This window comes from Streptomyces sp. NPDC003300 (assembly GCF_040610915.1).
Classification (GTDB): Bacteria; Actinomycetota; Actinomycetes; order Streptomycetales; family Streptomycetaceae; genus Actinacidiphila.
In genome coordinates this window covers 128,278-146,916 of record NZ_JBEXNE010000010.1, presented here as the reverse complement: position 1 = coordinate 146,916, position 18,639 = coordinate 128,278, and the positions used below count along the sequence as shown (strand labels likewise).

Annotated in this window: 19 protein-coding genes and 1 CRISPR repeat array; of the genes, 10 read left to right on the top strand and 9 right to left on the bottom strand. The window is 72.3% G+C overall.

Annotated features, from left to right (window positions below; genetic code table 11):
• The first annotated feature begins 19 nt into the window (after nucleotides 1–19).
• Both ABZX65_RS17340 and ABZX65_RS17335 read left to right on the top strand, forming a co-directional pair.
• Nucleotides 20–961, top strand: a complete 942-nt coding sequence (locus tag ABZX65_RS17340) for an ATP-binding cassette domain-containing protein (protein WP_355339891.1) — start codon at nucleotides 20–22, stop codon at nucleotides 959–961.
• On the top strand, nucleotides 958–1,773 hold the full coding sequence (locus ABZX65_RS17335) for an ABC transporter permease (RefSeq protein ID WP_355339888.1): 816 nt from the start codon (nucleotides 958–960) through the stop codon (nucleotides 1,771–1,773). Before ABZX65_RS17340 ends, ABZX65_RS17335 begins: the two co-directional genes overlap by 4 nt.
• Nucleotides 1,774–2,923: 1,150 nt before the next feature.
• On the opposite strand, the gene ABZX65_RS17330 is transcribed toward ABZX65_RS17335, so the two are convergent.
• Together ABZX65_RS17330 and ABZX65_RS17325 are read right to left on the bottom strand one after the other, a co-directional pair.
• Nucleotides 2,924–3,433 carry a GNAT family N-acetyltransferase gene (locus tag ABZX65_RS17330; protein WP_355339885.1) on the bottom strand — a complete coding sequence of 170 codons (510 nt, stop codon included), beginning with the start codon at nucleotides 3,431–3,433 and terminating at the stop codon, nucleotides 2,924–2,926.
• Nucleotides 3,434–3,913: 480 nt separating this feature from the next.
• Complete coding sequence (locus tag ABZX65_RS17325; RefSeq protein WP_355339882.1) at nucleotides 3,914–4,426, bottom strand: ATP-binding protein; 513 nt, start codon at nucleotides 4,424–4,426, stop codon at nucleotides 3,914–3,916.
• A 229-nt stretch (nucleotides 4,427–4,655) separates the two neighbouring features.
• Here ABZX65_RS17325 and ABZX65_RS17320 point away from each other — a divergent pair, with 229 nt between their 5' ends.
• From ABZX65_RS17320 to ABZX65_RS17310, 3 genes are read left to right on the top strand one after another with little or no spacing between them, the layout of a single operon-like run.
• Nucleotides 4,656–5,468: a helix-turn-helix transcriptional regulator gene (locus ABZX65_RS17320; protein ID WP_355339879.1), complete on the top strand. Its 813-nt coding sequence runs from the start codon at nucleotides 4,656–4,658 to the stop codon at nucleotides 5,466–5,468.
• A gap of 2 nt (nucleotides 5,469–5,470) precedes the next feature.
• Nucleotides 5,471–5,692 carry a DUF397 domain-containing protein gene (locus ABZX65_RS17315; RefSeq protein WP_355339876.1) on the top strand — a complete coding sequence of 74 codons (222 nt, stop codon included), beginning with the start codon at nucleotides 5,471–5,473 and terminating at the stop codon, nucleotides 5,690–5,692.
• A gap of 20 nt (nucleotides 5,693–5,712) precedes the next feature.
• Nucleotides 5,713–5,934, top strand: a complete 222-nt coding sequence (locus ABZX65_RS17310) for a DUF397 domain-containing protein (RefSeq protein ID WP_355339873.1) — start codon at nucleotides 5,713–5,715, stop codon at nucleotides 5,932–5,934.
• Nucleotides 5,935–5,979: 45 nt separating this feature from the next.
• On the opposite strand, the gene ABZX65_RS17305 is transcribed toward ABZX65_RS17310, so the two are convergent.
• The gene (locus ABZX65_RS17305) at nucleotides 5,980–6,558 is read right to left on the bottom strand and encodes a TetR/AcrR family transcriptional regulator (RefSeq protein WP_355339870.1); all 579 of its coding nucleotides are present in this window, start codon (nucleotides 6,556–6,558) and stop codon (nucleotides 5,980–5,982) included.
• A 97-nt stretch (nucleotides 6,559–6,655) separates the two neighbouring features.
• On the opposite strand from ABZX65_RS17305, the gene ABZX65_RS17300 reads away from it, so the two are divergent.
• Nucleotides 6,656–7,102, top strand: coding sequence for a DUF1772 domain-containing protein (locus ABZX65_RS17300; protein WP_355339867.1), 447 nt, complete (start codon nucleotides 6,656–6,658; stop codon nucleotides 7,100–7,102).
• A gap of 49 nt (nucleotides 7,103–7,151) precedes the next feature.
• Here ABZX65_RS17300 and ABZX65_RS17295 read toward each other — a convergent pair whose 3' ends face one another.
• The gene (locus ABZX65_RS17295) at nucleotides 7,152–7,481 is read right to left on the bottom strand and encodes a helix-turn-helix domain-containing protein (protein ID WP_355340151.1); all 330 of its coding nucleotides are present in this window, start codon (nucleotides 7,479–7,481) and stop codon (nucleotides 7,152–7,154) included.
• 185 nt (nucleotides 7,482–7,666) lie between these two features.
• Here ABZX65_RS17295 and ABZX65_RS17290 point away from each other — a divergent pair, with 185 nt between their 5' ends.
• Entirely contained in the window at nucleotides 7,667–8,518 is an 852-nt protein-coding gene (locus tag ABZX65_RS17290) for an NAD(P)H-binding protein (protein ID WP_355339864.1), read from the top strand.
• Nucleotides 8,519–8,533: 15 nt separating this feature from the next.
• On the opposite strand, the gene ABZX65_RS17285 is transcribed toward ABZX65_RS17290, so the two are convergent.
• The gene (locus ABZX65_RS17285) at nucleotides 8,534–9,274 is read right to left on the bottom strand and encodes a cytidylate kinase family protein (protein ID WP_355339861.1); all 741 of its coding nucleotides are present in this window, start codon (nucleotides 9,272–9,274) and stop codon (nucleotides 8,534–8,536) included.
• A gap of 44 nt (nucleotides 9,275–9,318) precedes the next feature.
• Nucleotides 9,319–9,759, bottom strand: coding sequence for a VOC family protein (locus ABZX65_RS17280; protein WP_355339858.1), 441 nt, complete (start codon nucleotides 9,757–9,759; stop codon nucleotides 9,319–9,321).
• Nucleotides 9,760–10,028: 269 nt separating this feature from the next.
• Here ABZX65_RS17280 and ABZX65_RS17275 point away from each other — a divergent pair, with 269 nt between their 5' ends.
• Complete coding sequence (locus tag ABZX65_RS17275) at nucleotides 10,029–10,697, top strand: SUMF1/EgtB/PvdO family nonheme iron enzyme (protein ID WP_355340148.1); 669 nt, start codon at nucleotides 10,029–10,031, stop codon at nucleotides 10,695–10,697.
• A gap of 644 nt (nucleotides 10,698–11,341) precedes the next feature.
• Here ABZX65_RS17275 and ABZX65_RS17270 read toward each other — a convergent pair.
• On the bottom strand, nucleotides 11,342–11,977 hold the full coding sequence (locus ABZX65_RS17270) for a TetR/AcrR family transcriptional regulator (RefSeq protein ID WP_355339855.1): 636 nt from the start codon (nucleotides 11,975–11,977) through the stop codon (nucleotides 11,342–11,344).
• A gap of 122 nt (nucleotides 11,978–12,099) precedes the next feature.
• On the opposite strand from ABZX65_RS17270, the gene ABZX65_RS17265 reads away from it, so the two are divergent.
• Complete coding sequence (locus ABZX65_RS17265) at nucleotides 12,100–12,765, top strand: peroxiredoxin-like family protein (RefSeq protein ID WP_355339852.1); 666 nt, start codon at nucleotides 12,100–12,102, stop codon at nucleotides 12,763–12,765.
• Nucleotides 12,766–12,793: 28 nt separating this feature from the next.
• A CRISPR array of direct repeats spans nucleotides 12,794–13,187; the repeat unit is 26 nt; unit sequence GGGGTCATCCCCGCACGCGCGGGGGG.
• 193 nt (nucleotides 13,188–13,380) lie between these two features.
• Here the strand turns inward: ABZX65_RS17265 and ABZX65_RS17260 are convergent.
• The gene (locus tag ABZX65_RS17260) at nucleotides 13,381–15,936 is read right to left on the bottom strand and encodes a lamin tail domain-containing protein (protein ID WP_355339849.1); all 2,556 of its coding nucleotides are present in this window, start codon (nucleotides 15,934–15,936) and stop codon (nucleotides 13,381–13,383) included.
• Between the two features lie 400 nt (nucleotides 15,937–16,336).
• On the opposite strand from ABZX65_RS17260, the gene ABZX65_RS17255 reads away from it, so the two are divergent.
• Nucleotides 16,337–17,470: an N-acetylmuramoyl-L-alanine amidase gene (locus ABZX65_RS17255; protein WP_355339846.1), complete on the top strand. Its 1,134-nt coding sequence runs from the start codon at nucleotides 16,337–16,339 to the stop codon at nucleotides 17,468–17,470.
• A 101-nt stretch (nucleotides 17,471–17,571) separates the two neighbouring features.
• Here the strand turns inward: ABZX65_RS17255 and ABZX65_RS17250 are convergent, their stop codons facing one another.
• Nucleotides 17,572–18,159: a hypothetical protein gene (locus tag ABZX65_RS17250; RefSeq protein ID WP_355339844.1), complete on the bottom strand. Its 588-nt coding sequence runs from the start codon at nucleotides 18,157–18,159 to the stop codon at nucleotides 17,572–17,574.
• Nucleotides 18,160–18,639 lie beyond the last annotated feature (480 nt).

The window sequence follows — 18,639 nt, the reverse complement described above, 5'->3', positions numbered from 1 at the left end:
CGGACGGCAGCGTGGTCCCGTGATCGAAGTCAGCCATCTCACCAAGCGCTACGGCCGGACCACCGCCGTCAACGACCTGTCCTTCACCGTCCGCCCCGGCCACGTCACCGGCTTCCTCGGCCCCAACGGCTCGGGCAAGAGCACCACTTTGCGGATGCTCGTCGGCCTGCACGCCCCCACTGGCGGCACCGCGACGATCAACGGCCACGACTTCCGTACCCGCCGCCGGGGCCTGCGCCACGTCGGCGCGCTGCTCGACGCGGGCGACGCGCACGGCGGGCGCACCGCGTACGACCATCTCCGCTTCCTGGCCCGCAGCAACGCCGTTCCGCGCGGCCGGATCGACACCGTCCTGCGCGAGGTCGGGCTCGGCGACGCCGCCGGCCGGCGCATCGCCGGTTTCTCGCTCGGCATGCGGCAACGGCTCGGCATCGCGGGCGCGTTGCTCGGCGATCCGCCGGTGCTGCTCTTCGACGAGCCGCTGAACGGGCTCGACCCCGAGGGCGTGCTCTTCGTCCGGGCGCTGTTCAGACGGCTGGCCGCCGAGGGCCGCACCGTCTTCGTCAGCAGCCACCTCATGACGGAGATGGAGCACACCGCCGACCGGCTCGTCGTCCTCGGCCGGGGTCGACTCCTCGCCGACGAGAGCGTTTCCGCCTTCGCCGCGCGCGGCGCGCGGCAGCGCGGGCAGGTCGTCGAGGTCCGCGCCGACGACCCGGCGGGGCTGGTGATCGCGCTCACGCGAGCGGGCGCCCGGGTGACGCAGGCGCCGGACGGCCTGCTCACGGTGACGGCTGCCGAAGGCTCCGGGATGGACGCCGTACGGATCGCGGGGATCGCCGTGGAGCGCGGCATCCTCGTCCACCAACTGACGACGCGGAACGGCTCGTTGGAGCAGGCGTTCATGGAACTGACAGGTACGAGCGTGGAGTACGCGGCGGAGTCGGGAGAGCGGTCATGAGTACGGAATCCGGCCTTCTCGAACCCGCGCCCCGCTTCTGGGACTTGCTGGCGGCGGAGTGGATCAAACTGTGGTCGCTGCGGTCCATCCCGTGGTTCGTGCTGCTCAGCGCCCTGGCCGCGGTCGGCGTGAACGCCAACGCCGCGCGCGCCGCCCGCGCGCACTGGCACTCAGGGCCGCCCCCGTTCACCGCGCACGGCGCCCTGCAAGAGGCGTTCAGCCGTCCCGCCGCCGCCTGGGTCCTGCTGGCCATGGGCGCGGTGGGCGCCATCGCGATCCTCAGCGAACAGACCACGGGCCTGCTCCGTACGACGTTCTGCGCCGTCCCCGCCCGCCGGGAGGTCATGACCGCCAAGGTCCTGGTCGTCACGGCGGTCGCCGCCGTCTTCGGCGTCCTCACCGTCGCGGCCTCCGTCTGGTGCGACGCGGCCATTTTGTACGGCCGTTACACCGGCGTCCCCCTCGCCGACCCCGTCGCCCTCCGCATCACCGCCGCCTCCGCCGTGCTCGCCCCGCTCGGCGCCCTCATCGGCCTCGGGCTCGGCGCCGTCATCCGCCACAGCGTCGCCACCATGGTCACGCTGTTCCTTCTCGCCTTCATCCTCCCCGTCTCCATCACCGACCGCACCCACCTCAGCGCCACTCTCACCCACGCGCTCCCCTTCAACGCCTGGTACCGCCTCACCCTCCCCATCGCCATCCTCCACGCCCCCTACCCCTCCACCATCCCCGGCGCCTGGCTCACCTTCGCCGCCTGGGCCGCCGCCCCCGCCCTCCTCGTCCTCCTGACGGTCCCCCGCCGCGACCAATAACGCCGTCCCGGCGGGGGCTGCGCTTCGCCTTGACCTCGCCGTCGGGGGCGCGCCCGGGCGGGGGGCGGGCCGGGGGCTGCGGTGGGCCGGGACGGCGGGCGCGCCGGGGGCTGCGGGGCGAGGTCGGCGACGGTGGGCCGTCGCGGCGGCGTCCGGGGGCATCCCCGCGTGCGGGGGGGCAGGGCGCTGGTGCGCCGGGACCTGGAAGCGGCCGGGGGGTCATCCCCGCGTGCGCGGGGAGCGGCAGGACGCGCCCCGGCCGCTGGTCCGCGTGCGGGGGGCATCCCCGCGTGCGCGGGGGGCAGCCCGTAACCGAAGAGGCCGAGCACGACGACCGAGGGTCATCCCCCTTGAGCGCGGGGGCAGGGGCCTACTGCCCCACCGTTCCCCGGCCGCCAGGGGTCATCCCCGCGTGCGCGGGGGCAGCATGCGCCCGGGTGTGGACGCGGGTGCCGAGGTTCGGGTCATCCCCGCCTGCGCGGGGGCAGGGTCTCGTGGGGCCGGAGACGTGGCGCCGCCTGGGGTCATCCCCGCGTGGGGGGGCAGGTAGATGCTCAGCGCCAGCGAGCCGTCCTGCCGGGGTCATCCCCACGTGCGCGGGCGAGGGGAGCGCTTGTACCGGGCGCGGTCGCCGAACTGGACGGGGTCATCCCCGCGTGGGCGGGGGGCGGTTCCTGTTCAACGCGGCCACGACCGCCCCGCAGGGTTCATCCCCGCGTGCGCGGGGGCAGCCCTCATCTGGGAGGCGATATCCGCCTGGGTCGGGGTCATGCCCGCGTGCGCGGGGGGGGCGGGCCAGTTCGGCGCTCTCGGCCTGCGTCGCGGCCGGGTCATCCCCGCGTGCGCGGGGGGCGTGGGGGTTTGGCGGCGGGTGGGGGCGGAATTCATCGGGTGGCGGGGGTCGGGCAAATGCGGCGACCCGGCGCGCGTGGAGACGGTCCGCGTACAGCGTAGAGCTGAGGCGAGTGACCCGCCCCTACGGCGTGGGCGGGGAGCGGCTGAGGTCGTCACGAGGTTCGTGGAGCGGGCCGGGGCCCTGGGCGACGCGCGCCTCGGCAGCCGCCGTCCCGGCTGACGCGGGGTCACGACGCGCCGTGCCGTCGCCGCGCGATACGCGATGGCGCGGCCGTCAGCGGGTGACGGCGACCGCTCACAAGGCGCGCCGCATGCAAACCAGTTGCTCCCGCTCGTCCCACGAGTCGGTGACGGTGAAGCCGAGCCGTTCGTACAGCGCGATGGCCCCGGTCCGCCACTTCCACACCGAGAGCCGGACCGTATCCGCGCCGTTCTCCGCCGCCTGCGCGAACGCCGCGCCGAGCAGGGCCGACGCGACGCCCCGGCCACGGAACCCGGCTTCGGTCCAGAGCCTCTTGACCTCGGAGTGCCCGTGGTCCGGACGCGTCACCACCACGCAGCCCACGGCGGCGTCCCCCGCGAGCGCCACCAGCACGACATCGTCGGCGAACGCGCTCCGAGGGTCGGTGATCTCCGCCCGGTACCGATCCGGCAGCCCGTCCACCCCCGCGACCGGCTCCCCCTTCTCGGCCTCGGTCCGCAGGTGGTAGGCCGCCAGCAGCCCGGCCAGCCCGGCCAGCCCGTCCCCGGCCGAAGGTGCCTGGTCCGGCCACCGGACGACGGCGACCTCAGGTTGATCACTCATGCCGCCAGCATCACACGGGGCGCCCTTTCGTCCGCGCCCACCCCGTATCGAACGTCAGCGACCTCAACGCACGCAGTCGAGCCTTCCGACGTGCCCCCGCTCCCTCCGCGACCGCAGCTCCCGCCGTACGCCCCGCACCGCCCGGTCGGAGAAACGGGAGGCCCTACGCCCCCTCCAGCGTCGGTGAGTCCCGACGAGCGGTCATCCCCGCAGGCGCGGGGACCGCCCCTGGGTAACGGTGTGGTGAACGACCACGCCGGGATCATCCCCGCGTGTGCGGGGAGCGGCAGGACGCGCCCCGGCCGCTGGCCCGCGTGCGGGGGTCATCCCCGCGTACGCGGGGAACTGGCTTGCTGACGTGCGGAGTTGCCGGGCGCAGAGCCCGGGTTGAGCCAGGTGCAAAGGGTCAGGCAGAGGCGGCGAACCGCGTCGCGACGAGGCCGCCCGCGTACAGGGTAGGGCCGAGGGTGCGGTGGGGACTCAGCGGGCGGGGCCCGGCACCGCAGAGTCGCCCCACGGCGCAGGCGCAGACGCAGGGGCGGGGACGAGGGCCCAGACGACCTTGCCGGGGGCGCCGACGCGCGGGGCGACACCCCAGCGGCCGTGGGTGACGGCGTCCACGAGGAGGAGCCCGCGCCCGCGTTCGGCGGCAAGATCAGGGGTGGGAGCGTCGAGGAGGACGGGTAAGGAACCGCCGGCGGCGTCGTGGACTTCGAGGAGCAGGCCGTCAGCGAGCCGATGGGCGCTGACGCCGAACTGCTTGCCGGGAACGTGCCCGTGGCGCTGTGCGTTGGCGGCGAGTTCGGCGAGGACGAGGCAGGCGGCCTCGGCCACGTCGCGTTCGGCCCGCCACGCGGCAAGGGTTCGCATCAGCGAGTGACGGGCGCGCCGTACTCCCAACGCCGTTGGGGGCCAAAGCTCTTGTGGATCGGTGTACGGCTGCGGGGGCGGCGGCGCGCCACCGCCCTTCGCCTCTACGGCAACTCCCGACATAGCGCCTTACCGTCTCTCCGTGCGTGATCGAATTCTCACTTTCCGTACACAAGCGTGAGGCGGGAGCCATACGATCGCCAGGGGTCGGCCGTTGACCCCGCGAACAGCAAGGGGTACGGGCCCGGGTACGTGGCCGCCGCCGCGAAACCCGCAGGCGGAGCCGCCAATCGGCGCTGGCCACAGGCTCGTTGCCCACGACGGAGGCAAGGCGAAAGGAACGGGCGCTCGGATGATCGACGGAGCCGAGGACGAACTCAGCCCACGCGCGATGCTCGCGGCCGAACTCACCAGACAGCGGGAGCGCGCCGGTTGGACGCTGGCCGAACTCGCCGATCGTTCCAAGTACGACCCGTCCTATCTCCAACGGCTGGAGAAGGGCGTCCGGCTCGGCTCCCTCGACGCCATCGACGCGCTCGACCGGCTGTACGGAACCGGTGACCTGCTCAGCAAGTTGTGGCGTGCCGCCAAGCGCGAGGCGGGGCAGAGCCGGTTCCAGGGCTTTGTGGACTTGGAGGCGGAGGCGACGAGCATCCAGGAGTTCGCCGTCAGCACGGTTCCCGGGCTCCTACAGACCCCTGGATACGCCGAGGCGCTGCTGCGCACGCGCGGGCCGAAGAGCGAAGAGTTGCTGACGCAACAGGTCACCGCCCGCATCGCCCGGCAGGACCGTCTCATCGATGCGAAGCCACTGAACTACCGGGGCTTGCTTGACGAGTCGGTCCTTCGAAGGCCACCCCGTGACGCGGGCGTGTGGACCGAGCAGTTGGAGCGTCTGGTGTCGGCCGCCGAACAGCCGAACATCGTTCTGCAAGTGGTGCCGTTCTCCGTCGGACTGCACAACCTCCTGACCAGTCCGCTTCAGCTTCTCTGGCTCCCCAGCGGGCGGACGGTCGCCTACGTGGAGAGCAGTTGGACCGGCCACCTCGTAGAGGAAACGGAGGAGGTGGACCACCTGCGCTTGTCCTACGATCGACTTCGGGACTCCGCGCTGTCGCCCACCGAGTCCTTGGACATACTCCGATCCGCACTGGAGGACCACTAGTCATGCAGAGCACCGGTCTGAATCTGAGCGCCGCCGCGTGGCGCAAGTCGTCCTACAGCGGCGGCGCGGAGCCGGACAGTTGCATTGAGGTCGCCGACAACTTCCCCGGCACCGTCCCCGTCCGCGACTCCAAAGACCCCCACGGCCCCGCCCTCACCTTCTCCCCCGCCTCCTGGTCCGCCTTCATCGACGCCGTGAAGTCCGGCCAACTCCCCACCGCCTGAACGTCCGAGGACCAGTGATCATGCCAAGCACCGGACTGAATCTCAGCGCCGCCGCGTGGCGCAAGTCGTCCTACAGCGGCGGGGCGGACCCGGACAGTTGCATTGAGGTCGCCGACAACTTCCCCGGCACCGTCCCCGTCCGCGACTCCAAAGACCCCCACGGCCCCGCCCTCACCTTCCCCACCGCCTCCTGGTCCGCCTTCATCGACGCCGTGAAGTCCGGCCAACTCCCCACCGCCTAGCGGTCCGCCCCGGCGCGGGGTCGGGGCGGGGCCCGGGGCGGGGCGTCAGAGGACGGCGAGGCGGTCGACCAGCAGCTCGGTTCTGCGTTCGCTGTCCCCCGGCGGGAGCCGCCCGGCACGGGTCAGGGTGGCGAGTCCGTGCAGGGACGCCCAGAACAGCTCGGTGAACAGCCCCGGGTGGACGCCGTCCCCGGCCACCTCGCCAAGGGTCTCCAGCAGAGCGGCGAAGGCGTCCTTCAGCGGCTCCGGCGTGTCCTCGTGCGCGAAGGCGAGGCCGCCGTCGAGGTTGAACATGGCGTCGTAGACCGCCGGGTTGCGTTCGGCGAAGTCCAGGTAGGTGCGGGCGAGGGTGGTGACCCGGGCGCGCGGGTCGTCCACGGCGGAGGTCGCGGCCCGTATCGCCACGGCCATCTCGGCGGCGCCCTGGAGGGCGACGGCGCCGATGATCTCGCGCTTCCCCCGGAAGTGGCTGTAGAGGACGGGCTGGCTGTACTCGATGCGCTCGGCGAGGCGGCGCGTGGTGACCGCGTCCCAGCCCTGGCGCTCGGCGAGTTCGCGGGCCGTGGCCACGATGAGGCGTTCGCGGCCCGCCCGTTCGCGCTCCTTGCGTTCCTGTACCGACATGACTCGATTCTAGCACCGCTAGACAATCGAGCGGTAGCAGGTCTAGCGTTGAACCAACGGCTAGCAACGCTAGATCCTGTACTCCGGGAGGGTCACCATGCTCAACGCACTTGAGGTCATCACCACCGTGGTCGTCGGCGTGATGGTGGGGGTGGAGTTCTCCGTCGCCTTCGTCATGAACCCGATCTTCAACGCGCTGCCCGACGACAGCGGCCAGCTCGCCCGCGCCCACGGGGGTCGCATGCTCGGCGCCGTGATGCCGTTCTGGTACATCGGCTCGCTCGTCCTCGCCGCCGTCTGGGCCGTCGCCGGACGGCACCACGACGGTGTCGGCCTCGTCATCACCGGTGCCGCGCTGCTGATCGTCAGCGTGATCATGTCGATCCTGCTGCTCGTCCCCATCAACAACCAGAGCAAGACCTGGACCCCCGAGAATCGGCCCGCCGACTGGAAGCAGCAGATGAATCGCTGGGACCGCTTTCACTACGTCCGCGTCGCCGTCATCATCGCCGCCTTCGCCTTCCTGGCCGCCGCCCTCCTCTGACCGGGCCGCCCCGCCCCCGCCCGGGCGCTTGCGCGCGCCGTGTCGGCGGTCAGCGGCGAGGGGACCAGGACGGGGTGGAACCGCCTTCGGGGACGGGCGAGGGCGGCGGGAGGCGGCGCGTGATGCGGTCGAAGAGGTCGGTGAGAGGCTCGCCGATGTCGCGGCCGAAGTCGGTGAGGCCGTAGGTGACTTGGGGAGGAGTCGTCGGCTCGACCGCACGCCAGATCAGGCCGTCCTGGACCAGGGCGCGCAAGGTCTGCGCCAGCATCTTCTCGCTGATGCCCCGGATGCTGTCGCGCAGCTCGTAGAACCGCAGATCGTTGGTCCGCAAGGAGATCAGCACCCAGATGCCCCACCGGCTGGTCACGTGGTCGACCATGTCGCGCGCGGGGCAGTCGGTGTGAAACACCTCATACCGATGGTCCGCCGCGACCGGCTTCAGCTGCACGCCTTCCTCCATGCCCGGAGCTTACCTCGGGGTATGTCCTTACGGAAAGTAAGCCCGGCTCCTAGCGTCAATCCCCGTAGCACAACGGATAACGCAGCAGGAACGAGGAGCCGAACATGATCGTGGTGACCGGTGCGACCGGAAACGTGGGCCGGCCTTTGACGCAGGCACTCGCCGAGGCGGGCGAGCAGGTGACGGCGGTGTCGCGGCGACCCCCGGCCGGCTCGGCACAACTGCCGCACGACGTACGTCACTTGTCGGCCGACCTGGCCGAACCGGCGAGCCTCGCAGCGGCGTTGGACGGAGCGAAGGCGCTGTTCCTGCTCCTGTCCGGCGACTTGCACGCCCCCGAAGCCAGGCCCGCCGACCTCATCGGCCTCGCCGCGGCCCACGGCGTACGCCGGGTCGTCCTGCTGTCCTCGCAGGGCGTGTCGACCAGGCCGCTCGACCCGTCGCGGGTCGCGATGCGCGCGGTGGAGGACGCGTTGCGCGGCTCCGGCCTGGACTGGGCGATCGTACGACCGGGCGGCTTCGCGTCCAACGCCCTGGCCTGGGCGGAGTCCGTGCGTACGGAGCGGACGGTCGCCGCGCCCTTCGGCGACGTGGGGGTTCCGGTCGTCGACCCGGCCGACATCGCCGAGGTCGCGGCGGCCTGCCTCCTGGACGACCGGCACAGCGGCGGGGTGTACGAGCTGACCGGGCCCGAGGTCATCACTCCACGTCAGCAGGCCGCTGCCATCGCCGCCGCGCTCGACTCGCCCGTACGGTTCCACGAACTCACCCGCGACGAGGCCCGGTTGGCGATGACCCGCTTCGTACCGGCCGAACTCGCCGACGACACCCTCGACATCCTCTCCGCCCCGCGTCCGGCCGAGTTGGCCATCAGCCCGGACGTCCAGCGCGTCCTCGGCCGCGCCCCGCGCCCCTTCCGCGACTGGGTCACCCGTAACATCGCCGCCTTCCGCTGAGGCGCCGCGTCCCGGTCAGCCCGGCCGGACCTCCCAACTCGGGTTCTGGAGGCGGGTGTTGTGGACGGTGATGTCGGCGTGGTCGGCGGGGTGGGCCGTGGCGGCGTAGAGCCGCTGGGCGGGGAGGTAGCGGTCGCGCCAGGACCGTTCGATCTCGGCGGCGGCCGTCAGCGCCGCGTCCCGGCTCCGGGCGGCGGCCGTCAGGGCCGCGTCCCGGCTCCGGGCCCGGTCCACCGTCTGCTCGAAGGGGACGGACACGAGGACGCGCAGGTCCCACCGGTCGAGGAGTTCGGGGCGCAGGAGGAAGACGCCGTCGAAGAGGAGTACGGCGTCCGCCGGGGCGGTCGCGGCCGGTGGCGACAGCGCGGTGTCGGTCTGCGCGTCGTAGGCCGTCGTTCGGAACCTCCGGTCTCCGCCAGGTCCCAGCGGGTCGAGCAGGAACCGGCACAGCGCGGCGCGGTCGTGGGCGTCGAAGTAGCAGCCTTCGGCGGTGTACCGGCCGCGCCGGTAGCGCTGTGCGCGCGGGACGAGGAAGTCGTCCACCGTCGCCCGGATGACCTCGCGGCCCCGCGCCCGCAGCACGACGGCGAGTTCGTCGGCCAGGGTCGTCTTCCCCGCGGCCGGCGGCCCGTCGACCGCGACCCGCACCGGGTGCCTTGTCGTGACCGCCCCGGCCGTGACCGCCCCGGCCGCCCCGACCGCCCCGACCGCCTCCGCCAGCCGATCGATGAGCTCCTGACGGGTGCCCTGCTCCATCGCCGCCCCTCCCCACGTGAGGGGCGGGCGGATGCCGTCCCCGGTCAGCCTCCCGCCGAGGCCGCGGCAACGCAGAACTCATTGCCCTCGGGGTCGGCCATCACCACATGGTGCCCCTCGAACTCCTCCAGCACGACCCCGCCCGCCTTCACCAGCCGCTCGGACTCCGCCTCGATCCGTGCCCACCGCTCGTCGGGGCTGCCGTGTCCCGGCACCCGGACGTCGATGTGGAGCCGGTTCTTGGCGGTCTTCGGCTCGGGGACCTTGAGGATGCAGAACCGGGGGCCGACGCCGTCGGGATCGCAGAGCCACGCGCCGTCGTCCGCGGAGTCGTCCTCCGGAAGGTCGAACTGCGCCAGCCACTCCTCACGGGTCGTGAAGGGAGCGGGCGGCGGCTCGTCCACATACCCCAGGGTCGTCTTCCAGAACGTGGCGAGGAGTTTCGCGTCCGCGCAATCAAGGGTCAGATCGATTCTTGCTGCCATGACAGGACCGTAACGCGCACCTCGGACAATCGCGGCCGACGCGGACGAGGGCCGACCGCGAATACCTCGACTTCCGCGGAGGGGGTCTTCCTCGCATTACGCGGGGGCGGCGGAGGGGCTGGCCTGGGGGATTGTCGGCGGGTGGGGGTGGATTCGGCAAGGTCGCGGGGGCGGGCGAATGGGGCGGGTGGCCGCCTGGTGGGGGACGGTGCCGACGGGCCGTGGGGGCGTATTCGGGGTGGTCGGTAGGGTGGCCGGCTGTGGAGGACATGGTGGGGGTCCCGGCGGGACGGGTGACGGTGTCGGACCGGCGGACGCAGAAGAGCTGGCAGGTCGAGGTCGCGGCGTTCGAGATGGCGGCGGTGCCGGTGACGCAGGAGGCGTACGCGGAGGTCACCGGCCGGAGGCCGAGCAGTGTGGAGGGCGGGCGGCTGCCGGTGGAGGGGGTTTCGTGGTGGGACGCGGCGGAGTTCTGCGACGCCCTGTCGCGGCGGGAGGGGCTGACGCCCGCGTACGCGTTGGACCGTGAGGCCGAGCGGGCGGAGTGGGACGCGGCGGCGGACGGTTACCGGCTGCCCACCGAGGCCGAGTGGGAGTACGCCTGCCGGGCGGGGACGACGGGGCCGAGGTACGGGCAGCTCGACGCCGTCGCCTGGCACCAGGGGAACTCGGACGGGCGTACGCACCCCGTCGGCGGCAAGGAGCCCAACTCCTTCGGCCTGTACGACATGTTGGGCAACGTGTGGAACTGGTGCTGGGACGTCTACGACGCCGAGGTGTACGGGACCTACCGGGTGCTGCGCGGCGGCGGCTGGGCCGACGAGCACTGGAGCTGCCGCGCGTCCGTACGGCGCCGCAGCCATCCGACGTTCGGAATCGACGACGTGGGGTTCCGCGTCGCACGTTCTACGCTGCCGCCGTCGCCGCCCCGGCCGTAAGCACCGTAAGGGTCGCAGGACGATCGACCTCCACGGTCGCCCACGTCCGGACACGCATCGCCGTTCCCCCAACGCACGGCCTTGGGGCCGGGGTTATCCCCGCACGCGCGGGGAGCAGAACGTCGCCCCGGCCGCCAACGAGGCCATGAAGGGGTCATCCCCGCTTGCGCGGGGAGCAGGTGATGCTCGCCAGGCCGTCCGCGGGGTTGGTGGGGTCATCCCCCGCTTGCGCGGGGAGCAGGTCGTCTTCTTCGCGTTCAGCCCGAGAAGCTTGGGGTCATCCCCGCTTGCGCGGGGAGCAGAACTGGTGGAGGCGGGCTACCGCGCCGTCGTCGGGGTCATCCCCGCACGCGCGGGGAGCAGGCTCGCTGACGTGCGGGGTTATCAGGGGGCAGGGGCCGATTGAACCAACTGTCGAGGATCGGGCGAATAGGGCAAGCGGCTCCTGAAGGCGGGCCGCACGGCCCCGAGCACAGGATATGGCCACGGCAGGCGGCCGCAGGGGCCAAGGCTGGACCGAGCGCCAAGACGTGGGTGCGGGCGACTCACGGGGGCTGGGTCCAAGCAACCAGCGTGCGGTGAACCGCAGTTCGTTCCGCCGCACCGAGGGGGCGCGGCGGCGGCGCCCGGAGTTCCGTCGGACGTCATCCGGCGCGCTGGCCGAAGGTGACGCCAGGGCTGAGGCTCAGGGCCAGGACTGTGTCGAGTGCGGTCTCCAGCGGAAGGCTGTCCCGCTGGATCTGGGCGAGCAGGAGTGCGCCCTGCAAGGCGCAGAGGAGGGTGACCGCGAGGTCGTCCGGATCGATGCCGGGCCGGAGGCGCCCGGCGGCGTGCAGGGCGGCCAGCCCTTGGCCGATGACGGTGGACCAGCGGCCGAACCCGACCGAGACCCGGGCGCGGGCCCGCGCGTCGCTCTCGGCGAGCTGACCGCCGAGGGACCCGAGCGGGCAGCCGCCCCGGCCGTCGAGGCGTCCGGCCTCGGCGACGACGAGGTCGCGCCAGGCGCGCAGCCCCTCGACCGTGTCGAGCCCCGCCTGCTCGGTGGTGGTGACGATGGCGTCGGCCTGGCGGTCGATCACCGCCTGCACGAGCGCTTCCTTGTCGGCGAAGTAGTGGTAGAGCTGCGAGCCGCTGACCTGGGCCGCGGCCTTGACGTCTTCGAGGGTGGCGCCCGCGACGCCGCGTTCGTGAACGAGTTCGGCGGCGGCGTCGACGATACGGGCCCGGGTCCGCAGCCCCTTGGGCGTCAGCTTGGCCGTCGGGCGCGTATCGGTAGCCATGACGCCACGCTAACACCGTTTTGGACTTGAGAACCCATTTTTTGGACGCGAGAGTGGAATCTGCGACCCAGAAATCACTGGGCCCATCGCAGCACGAATCGCAGCACGCAAGGGGCGCTCTCATGAACGACATCGCAACCCCGGTCGCCGACCGGGCCGCCGAGGTCCAGGCGCAGGCCGCCGGGCGGCTGCCCGCCGAGGTCGGAACCGCCTTCGAGAACGAGAGGCGGCGGCTGATGGCGGCCGGTGTCCCGGACGGCGTCGCCGGTCCGGGCACCGCCATGCCCGACGGCGACCTTCTGGACGCGACCGGTCGGCCGACGAGCCTTTCGGCCGTACGGGCGGGGCGCCCGGCCGTCGTCGTCTTCTATCGGGGAGCCTGGTGCCCGTACTGCAACCTGACCTTGCGCACCTACCAGGAGGCCCTGGTCGACCAACTCCGAGCGCGGGGCGTCGCCCTGATCGCGCTCAGCCCGCAGAAGCCGGACGGCTCGCTGACGATGACCGAGAAGCTCGGCCTGTCGTACGCCGTGCTGTCGGACCCGGGGAACCAGATCGCCGCGCGGCTCGGCATCGTCTTCACCCTCGCCGACAGCGCGCAGGACGCGCAGGCGTCCCTCGGCGTCCGCCTCACCGACGTCAACGCCGACGGGTCCGCCGCTCTCCCGCTCGCCACGACCGTCCTCGTCGGCGCCGACGGCTCCATCCGCTGGATCGACGTCCACCCCGATTACACGACGCGGTCGGAACCCGCCGAGATCCTTGCCGCCGTCGCGGCCCTCGAATAGCCCTCGGCGGAGCCGCGCCCTGAGCAAACACGTCATCCCCGCACGCGCGGGGGGCCGCCATGCGCGGGGCACAGCGCCAAGTAGCCCCCGGGGCCATCCCCGCACGCGCGGGGTGCACGACGCCCTGGAGAAGACCGTCACCAAGCACATGGGCTCATCCCCGCACGCGCGGGGGGGCAGTTCGGTGACAGCATCGGCGAACTGCTGGACCGGGGGTCATCCCCGCACGCGCGGGGGGGCAGACGGGCCAGTCGATGCCCATGAGGTCCTGGACGGGGTCATCCCCGCACGCGCAGGGGCAGCCCGAGCGCTTCCCGAACGCCGCGATCCTGAAGGGGTCATCCCCGCACGCGCGGGGGGGCAGATGCTGTGGCCCGCGTAGCTGGCACGGGCTGGGGGGTCATCCCCGCACGCGCGGGTGGGCGGTCTCGCTGACGTGCATGTTCAGCAGTGGGGGGAGGCGGATGGAACCAGCTGTCAAGGATCGGACAGATGGGGCGAAGCGCCACGCGGTGGGAGTGCGTGCCGGGGCTGGGTACAGGGTACGGCGGGGTGGCGCCGCGTGTGGGGGGACGGGAGAGGCCGGGCGGGGGGCCCGGCCTCTCTTGGCGGGGGTCAGGACAGGAAGGTCTCGCAACGGCCGCCGACGTTGGTGTTGTTGCCGGTGCCGGGGTGGGCGGTGTCGAGGCCGGGGCCGCAGTCGAGGGTGTCGTTGCCGGTAGTGGAGCGGACGGTGTCGGAGCCGCCGCCCGCCGAGACGACGTTGTTGCCGCCGCCCGCGTCGATACGGTCGTCGCCCCCACCCGTCGTGATCTGGTCGTTGCCGCTGCCCGCGAGGACCACATTGGCGCCGTCGCCCGTGGAGACGACGTTGTTGCCGCCGCCCGCGTCGGTGTACGAAGGGCCGGTGCCCGGCAGGGAGATGCGGTCGTTGCCCGCGCCGGTCAGGACGCAGTCGCTTCCGCCGCCGCCGTCGACGGTGTCGTTGCCGCCGCGGCCGAGGATGAGGTCGTTGCCGGGGGTGCCGGTGAGGCGGTCGTTGCCGGGGGTGCCGAGGATGACGTTCTGGATGTCGACGCCGGTGCAGGGGCCGAAGGTGACGGAGCCGGTGTGGCGGATGCCGGTGAGGCCGGTGGGGGTCTCGGTGTAGGTGAGGGAGGCGCCGCGGGCGACGGTCGCGGTGACCGGGGCGAGGACGGCGGGCTCGCCGTCGACCGTACGCACGGTGGTCGTGCGGCCGGAGCCGGTGATCTCGTAGGAGCCGCGGCCGAGGGAGAGCGTGGCCGCGCCGCCGGTCAACTGGACCTGGGCGGGGGCGGATCCGGGGCCGACGTACACCAGCACGCCCGCGGGGTCGCGGGCGTCGGAGACCAGGACCGTACGGCCGCCGGTGGCGACGACACGGCCGGAGGTGGTGCCGCCGAGGGCCACGTCGGAGAAGCCGTTCAGGGGCAGGAAGGCGCCGCCCGCCGCGCAGGCGATCGTGCCGCCGCGCAACGCGTGCCCGCCGTCGTCGCTGTCGTCGGACCAGAAGACCGGCTTGCGGCCGTCGACGCACTCGGAGCGCGGGGCGAAGGCGAAGCCCTCGTTGTTGAGGTTGGGCATCGCGGCCGGGCGCTCGTAGAGGCCGGTGGCGGCGAAGTCACCGTTGGCGCCCACGGCGAAGGTCGCCGTACGGCCGTTGCAGGTGTCGTCGCACACGGCCCACAACTGGTCGGCCTCGGCGTCGAACTGGAGCTCCATGACGCTCGGGAAGCCGCTGGCGAAGGCGGCGACGCGGGTGAAGCCGCTGCCGGACTGGTCGAGGGCGTACGCGTAGACGCTGCCGTTGCCTTCGAGGCCGACGAAGAAGAGGCCGTCACCGTGGTCGGGGTAGGCGGCCGGGGAGTACGCGGTGCCCGTGTGCTGGTCGCGGAAGCCGTGCGAGGTCAGGTAGCTGTCGGGGACCCAAGTGATGCCCTCAAGCCCGCTGTTGGCGCCGACCGGCGGCAGGTCCGCGGTCAGATTCCACTCGCGGGTGGCGCGCAGCGCGCCGGACCCCGCTCCGGGCGGGTCGAAGCGCAGCACCTCGGGACGGCTCACGCCGCTGACCGCGTTGTCGCGCTCGGTCGAGACGAAGACACCGCCGGAAGGGCCCGCGCCCGTCAGGGCGACCCCCTCGGCGTCGGGGTCACCGGTCCCGTCCGGGTAGCGCAGCGCCTTGCCCGCGCTCCACCCGTCGGCGGTGTCCGGCGCCCACTTGGCGCCGTCCCACTCCAGCCGGTACAGCGTGGAGGGGCCGTTCCTGACCGCCCACAGCACACCGGGAGTCGGCCCGCCTGAGCCCTCGTACGCCAGACCGCTCAGGTTCGTACCGAAGACGTTCGCGTCGTCGACCGTGGTCACCGAGGAGCCGCCCGGCCACGGGGAGGCCGCGACCTGACCGGCGCACGCGTTGGCCGCGCCCTTCGTGGAGGCGGCCGTCGTCGCGAAGTCGCCCGTGCCGTCGGGGCAACGCCCGTACGTGGTCGCCGCGTGGGCGGTCCAGGAGTACGCGTCGATCAGCGTCGTGCCGTCCGGCAGGAAGAGGCGGGCGGAGTCGGCGCCGCCGAGACCGAAGGCCGACTCGACGTCGAGGGCGAGGAAACCGCCCGGCGCGACCGACGTACCGGCGGGGACCGTGAAGACGTGGGAGTCGTCGTTGTCCTTGACGAGCCAACCCGATATGTCCACGGACACGGGACTTGTGTTGGTCAACTCGACCCAGTCGCCGGGCGTTCCGCCATTGGACTCGACCTCATTGATTCTCACGGCCGACGAGGGCGCTCCGCAGTCGTTCGCGGCGCCCTTGGTGGAGGCGGTCGTGGTGACGAAAGCGCCGGTGCCGTCGGGGCAACGGCCGTACGTGGTCGCCGCGTGGGCGGTCCAGGAGTACGCGTCCACCAAGGTCACGCCGTCGGGCAGGAAAAGCCGCGCGGAATCCGCGCTTCCCAGCCCGAAGACGGGGTCGACGTCGAGCGCGAGAAAACCGCCGGGCGCGATCGACGTACCGGCGGCAATCGTGAACACATGGGAGTCGTCATTGTCCTTGACGAGCCAACCCGACACATCAACAGCAATCGCACCCGAATTGACCAACTCGACCCAGTCGCCCGGCGTTCCGCCATTGGACTCGACCTCATTGATTTTCACGGCGGAAGGCGCCGCGTCGGCCGTCGGCGAAACAGTCGGTGAAACGGCCGGCGAACCGGCCGGCGAAACCGCCGAGGCGGCGGACGAGGACGCGAGGAAAAAGGGAATCGCGGTCAGGAACGCGACGCCCAGAGTGATTGACGCACGCCATCTCTTATGCAAGGTTTGCAAGGCTGTGGGTCCCTCTTCGGTCGGCACGGCGGGAAATGAGCAGGGGTCCCGCGAAGCCTCCGGCAGCCCGGCGAATGGCGGGCGAACCGCGGGCGAACGCCAGGTGAGCCTTCGGTTCCACACCGAGCATCACGATCTTGAAACAATTCTGGTCAGACATCAGAAGGCTCAATAGTCTCCGGGTGCACGGCAGTTAACAGTGACTGCCACGTTCCTCGGGGAGCATGCATTGGCCATACACGAGCACGAGGTCGACCGTCGCACGTTGTTCAGAGTCGGCCTGGGCGGAGCGGTCGCCGCCGTCGTCGGTACCGAACTGGCCTTGCCCGGAGCGGCCGTTGCCGCGCCGTCGCCCCAATTCCCGTGGATCATCGACTGCGACACATGGGGCGCCCGGCCGCCGTCCAGCCCGATCCAGATCACGGGCAACACCACGAACAAGATCATCCTGCACCACATGGCGTTCCCCAACGTCACGGACTACTCGCGCGCCCACGCGGTCCAGCTCGCCAAGGACTGCCAGGACCTGCACATGGACACCAACGGCTGGGCCGACACCGGCCAGCACTTCACCGTCAGCCGCGGCGGCTACGTCATGGAGGGCAGGCACCGCAGCCTGGAGACGCTGGTCACCGGGGAACACCAGGTCACGGCCGCGCACTGCCCCGGTGAGAACGGCAACGCGATCGGCATCGAGAACGAGGGCACGTACATCACGGAGACGCCGCCGCGCGCGCTGCTCGACTCCCTGGTGGAGCTGTGCGTCGCCGTGTGCCGGCAGTTCGACCTGCACGCCTGGGACATCTTCGGGCACTGGGACTTCCGGCTCGGCACCGAGTGTCCCGGCGCCGCCTTCTACGCGCAGTTCCCGACGATCCGCTCGCGCGTCCTGACCCAGATGCGCACGCCCCGGCGGGACATCCCCGCGCGCCGCTGGCCGGACATCTGGCGGTTCGTGGACAGCCAGGTCGTCGGGGTCGCGCAGTACCTGCTCAACAACGCCGGGTACACCGCGCTGACGCCCAACGGCGTCTTCGGCACCGACATGAACGCCGTGGTCGCCGACTTCCAGACCACGCACGGCATTCCGGTCACGCCCGACGCCACCTTCGACACCGCCACGTGGGAAGCGCTGGCGCCCGTACTCGACAAGCACGCCACCGGGCTGCCGGTGAGCGGCCTCCAGTCGATCCTGGCCCTCAAGGGCTTCGCCGGTGTCACGGTCAACGGCACCTTCGACCACGCCACCCAGAAGGCCGTCCAGGATCTCCAGCGGCTGCACGGCCTGCGCCCCAACGGCAAGGTCGACCTGAGCACGTGGTGTGCCGCGGTCGGCGGGTCGGTCCGCGAGGCCTTCTGTTAGCCCGCGCCATACGGGTGCGGTGCACCTGATCTTTTAGGGGCGTTGGGGCCGCCGCCGGGGGCGGAGCCAACGCCCCTACGGGGCACGTCCCGGCCGGGGTCTTACGGCAGGCAGAGGATCAGGATGCACAGGCCCTGGTGCGCGGGCGGCGTCGTCGGGGACGTGCTCGGCGGCGCGGGGTCGGCGGGGGTGGTGGCCGGGGGCGCCGTCGTCGTCGTGCCGGGGTCCGCGGGGGTGTCGGCGGCGGTGCCGGTGCCGGTGTTCACGGCTTGCGTGCCGGTCGACGGGGGCGTCGAAGGAGCCGTCGAGGCGGACGGGGCCGGGCCGGTGGCCGGGGAAGTGGCGGGCAGCGGGGCCGTACCGGCGTTGGTGGCGGCCGGGTGGGTCGCCTCGGCCGTGGGGAGCGCCGGGGTACGGGTGTGCCGCTGGGTGGCGGGCGCGGCGGCGTGCGGGCCCGACGTCGGGTCCGTGGCCTGCGCGTTGTCGGTGCGCAGCGTCACCGGCGTCACGGTGTCGTACGACGAGGACGCCGTCGTGCCCCGGCCGGAGCCGTGGTTCTGCATGGACGCGACGGTCACGCCGCCGCCGAAGAGGGCCACCGCCGTGGCGACGCCCGCACGGCGCCGGTTCTTCTTCCACCGCTCCAACTGCCGTCGCCGGGCGGCGCGTCCGCCCTGCAAGCGGGGCACGAGCGAAGAGGGCCCGACGACGGATGCCGTCCTCTCCTCGTCAGCCGAAGCCGAAGCCGCAGGGGCGGCAGGGAAGACGGAGGGCTCCGGTATGTACGCGGCGGGCTCGTACGGAGCCGGGTCCGCGTACGAGACCGGTGCCGCGTCCGTCTCCGGCGCGTAGGCGCCGCAACCCGGGCACACCAGCGCCCCGTTGACGGAGCGGCGGCACGTGTAGCAGTAATCCATTCGTGGTCTTTCTCCGCTGGCTTCGCGGCCGAGGGTGGGCCGCAGGGATGTCCACGTCCCCCGCGAAGGGGCAGCCGACCGAAACTAACAGCTGTAACGGGAGGGGTTGCAAGCGACCTGTGTGCTTTTGGGAAAGCCGCGCCGCCTCCTGGGCGGCAATATCCCGACGTGCCCGCCAAATGCGGACGTTCCGCACCCGCCTCAACGACGTGAAGTGCGGCAGGCGGCGCCGCCCACGGTGCCGTTCGGGCG

What these genes read in the sequence shown, in the direction of transcription:
- ABZX65_RS17330 (WP_355339885.1), bottom strand. Translation starts at nt 3,433, where the DNA reads ATGAGTGATCAACCTGAGGTCGCCGTCGTCCGGTGGCCGGACCAGGCA.
- ABZX65_RS17320 (WP_355339879.1), top strand. Translation starts at nt 4,656, where the DNA reads ATGATCGACGGAGCCGAGGACGAACTCAGCCCACGCGCGATGCTCGCG.
- ABZX65_RS17270 (WP_355339855.1), bottom strand. Translation starts at nt 11,977, where the DNA reads ATGGCTACCGATACGCGCCCGACGGCCAAGCTGACGCCCAAGGGGCTG.
- ABZX65_RS17295 (WP_355340151.1), bottom strand. Translation starts at nt 7,481, where the DNA reads ATGGTCGACCACGTGACCAGCCGGTGGGGCATCTGGGTGCTGATCTCC.
- ABZX65_RS17275 (WP_355340148.1), top strand. Translation starts at nt 10,029, where the DNA reads ATGGTGGGGGTCCCGGCGGGACGGGTGACGGTGTCGGACCGGCGGACG.
- ABZX65_RS17305 (WP_355339870.1), bottom strand. Translation starts at nt 6,558, where the DNA reads ATGTCGGTACAGGAACGCAAGGAGCGCGAACGGGCGGGCCGCGAACGC.
- ABZX65_RS17280 (WP_355339858.1), bottom strand. Translation starts at nt 9,759, where the DNA reads ATGGCAGCAAGAATCGATCTGACCCTTGATTGCGCGGACGCGAAACTC.
- ABZX65_RS17265 (WP_355339852.1), top strand. Translation starts at nt 12,100, where the DNA reads ATGAACGACATCGCAACCCCGGTCGCCGACCGGGCCGCCGAGGTCCAG.
- ABZX65_RS17290 (WP_355339864.1), top strand. Translation starts at nt 7,667, where the DNA reads ATGATCGTGGTGACCGGTGCGACCGGAAACGTGGGCCGGCCTTTGACG.
- ABZX65_RS17285 (WP_355339861.1), bottom strand. Translation starts at nt 9,274, where the DNA reads ATGGAGCAGGGCACCCGTCAGGAGCTCATCGATCGGCTGGCGGAGGCG.
- ABZX65_RS17300 (WP_355339867.1), top strand. Translation starts at nt 6,656, where the DNA reads ATGCTCAACGCACTTGAGGTCATCACCACCGTGGTCGTCGGCGTGATG.
- ABZX65_RS17310 (WP_355339873.1), top strand. Translation starts at nt 5,713, where the DNA reads ATGCCAAGCACCGGACTGAATCTCAGCGCCGCCGCGTGGCGCAAGTCG.
- ABZX65_RS17315 (WP_355339876.1), top strand. Translation starts at nt 5,471, where the DNA reads ATGCAGAGCACCGGTCTGAATCTGAGCGCCGCCGCGTGGCGCAAGTCG.
- ABZX65_RS17335 (WP_355339888.1), top strand. Translation starts at nt 958, where the DNA reads ATGAGTACGGAATCCGGCCTTCTCGAACCCGCGCCCCGCTTCTGGGAC.
- ABZX65_RS17325 (WP_355339882.1), bottom strand. Translation starts at nt 4,426, where the DNA reads ATGTCGGGAGTTGCCGTAGAGGCGAAGGGCGGTGGCGCGCCGCCGCCC.